General features: G+C 74.7%; 1 protein-coding gene and 1 pseudogene. Both read left to right on the forward strand.

Going from position 1 to position 2,173, the window contains the following annotated elements:
* Positions 1 to 89: 89 nt before the first annotated feature.
* Positions 90 to 1,457, forward strand: coding sequence for an LCP family protein (locus G3I40_RS31070; RefSeq protein WP_164305955.1), 1,368 nt, complete (start codon positions 90 to 92; stop codon positions 1,455 to 1,457).
* An 85-nt stretch (positions 1,458 to 1,542) separates the two neighbouring features.
* A pseudogene (locus tag G3I40_RS31075) lies at positions 1,543 to 2,173 on the forward strand (hypothetical protein); the annotation flags it as partial.

Consider the following 2,173-nt stretch of genomic DNA (forward strand, 5'->3'; position numbering starts at 1 on the left):
GGCGGACGCCGATGCGCCGGGCGGCTACCGGGTGCGGGCATGACGGTGAATCAGAGGGAACAGAGCAGACAAAAGCCGTGGAAGCGGGTATGGCGGTCTACGCCCGCCCCGCGGCACCCGACCTGGAGGCCCTCATGCCCGCACCCCGTCCCCGACGCCGCCACGTCCTTGCCGCGGCCCTGCTGGCCGGCACCCTCGTCTGGTCCGGAACGGCAGGCGCCGACACGGGCCCCGCGTCCGGTCCGCACGGCCCGGCAGCGGGCCTCGGCAAGGGCACCAACCTGCTCGTCGCCGGACTCGACCGGCGCAGCGGCCTGACCCGGGAGGAGATCGACCGGCTCCACGTGGGCGGCGAGGAGTGCGGCTGCACCGACGTGCTGATGCTCGTCCACATCGCCGCCGACGGCCACCGCCTCAGCGTCGTCTCGCTGCCCCGCGACTCCTACGTCCCCTTCGCCCCGCACGACCATCCCGCGCACAGCGGGAAGATCAACGGCGCGTACGCGCACGGCGGCGCGGACCTCACCGTGCGCACCGTCGAACGGGCCACGGGCCTGCACGTCGACCACTACCTGGAGACCGACTTCCGGCAGTTCGCCGCGGCCGTCGACGAGTTGGGCGGCGCCGAGGTGTGCACCGAGACGCCCCTGAACGACGCGAACTCCGGCCTGAAGCTCGCCGCGGGCACCCACGACCTCGACGGCCGCCAGGCGCTGCGGTACGTGCGCGCCCGCCATGTCTCCCCGCCGGGCGACCTGGGCCGCGTGCGCCGCCAACAGCGGCTGCTGCTCGGCATGTTGGCGCGCATGACCGACGAGAAGCTCTTCCGGAACCCGGTCGCCACCGCCCGTACCGCTTACCGCTTGCTCACCCAGGTGCGCACGGACGGCCACACCGACATCCGCACGCTCGTCCCCCTGGCCTGGTCGCTGCGCGAACTCACCCCGCGGCAGACCGAGTTCGCGACCGTGCCCATCTCCGACTTCGACTACCGCGTGCCCGACTGGGGGTCCAGCCTGCGGTGGGACGCCGCCCGCGCCGAGAAGATGTTCGCCGCACTGCGCGCCGACCGGCCCCTCACGTCCGAGCGACCGGTCGAGGGTCCGGTCGCCGTCGGCATGCCGCCGTCCGAGACGCAGGTCACCGTCGACGACCCCCGCGTCGCCGAAGGGCTGCGCACCAGCGGCTTCGCCGTGACCCCGACGCAGGCGCCGGCCACCCGCCCCGCGGGCCCGACCGTCGTCACCTACGACCCCGAACGCGCCCGCTATGCACCGTCCCTGGCCGCCGCGCTCCCCGGAGCCCGACTGGTTCCCGTGGCCGGATTCGGACCCGTCTTCCGCGTCGTCGTCGGCCGCGACGACCGCGGGGTGACGCAGGTGACGTACGACCGCAGCATGGTGGAGGGCGCGCCCGTCACCGGCGACCGGCTGCGCTGCCCGCACCCCGAGGCCTAAAAGGGCCGAAAACCGTCTGTAGGCGGACCAGTTGGGTTGTCGCGCGGACGCGCGCATCCCGGCGGATTCCGGTTACGGTGCTGGGGTGATCACCGCGCCGGACACCCACGAGGCACACCCCACCGAGCCGGGGACGGCGCTGCTGCTCGCCGCCGCCCCCGCGGGCAAGGGACGCCTCATCGACGCCGCGGCCGTGCTGCCGGCGCTCGCCGCGGTCCCGCCCCACGTGCTCACCGGTACGGCCGCGGCGACCGTCGTCGAACTCGCCGACCCGCTCGACCCGCAGACCGTCCTCACCCGTATCCGCACCGCCGCCGCGCTGCCCGGACCGCTCCACCTGTACGTCACCGGACAGCTCAACCTCGACCACCGCCAGCGCCTGCTCCACCTCGCACTGGCCCGCACCACCCCGGCCACCCTGCGCTACACCGCACTGCCCTGGCACTGGCTCACCGGCGAACTCGCCCTGCGCCGCCCGCACACCACGACCGTCGTCCTCGACCTCGTCGCCGACGCGGCTGCCTGGCAGCACGTGCGCGCCGACGGCCTCGGACCGGGTCACGGGGTGGCCCTGTACGGACGCGTGGTGCCGCCCCCGCCCCGCCGCACCGTCCTCACGCCGGCCTACCTCAAGGCGTACGCCGACGTCTGGCGCAGCGGTGACCGTCCCGCACCGGCCCGTATGCACGAGGCGGCGGCCGCCGCGTCCGGGCCTG

It is taken from the genome of Streptomyces sp. SID14478, assembly GCF_010548525.1.
Classification (GTDB): Bacteria; Actinomycetota; Actinomycetes; order Streptomycetales; family Streptomycetaceae; genus Streptomyces.

Coding starts and splice junctions, on each gene's coding strand:
- G3I40_RS31070 (WP_164305955.1), top strand. CDS start 90: ATGGCGGTCTACGCCCGCCCCGCGGCACCCGACCTGGAGGCCCTCATG.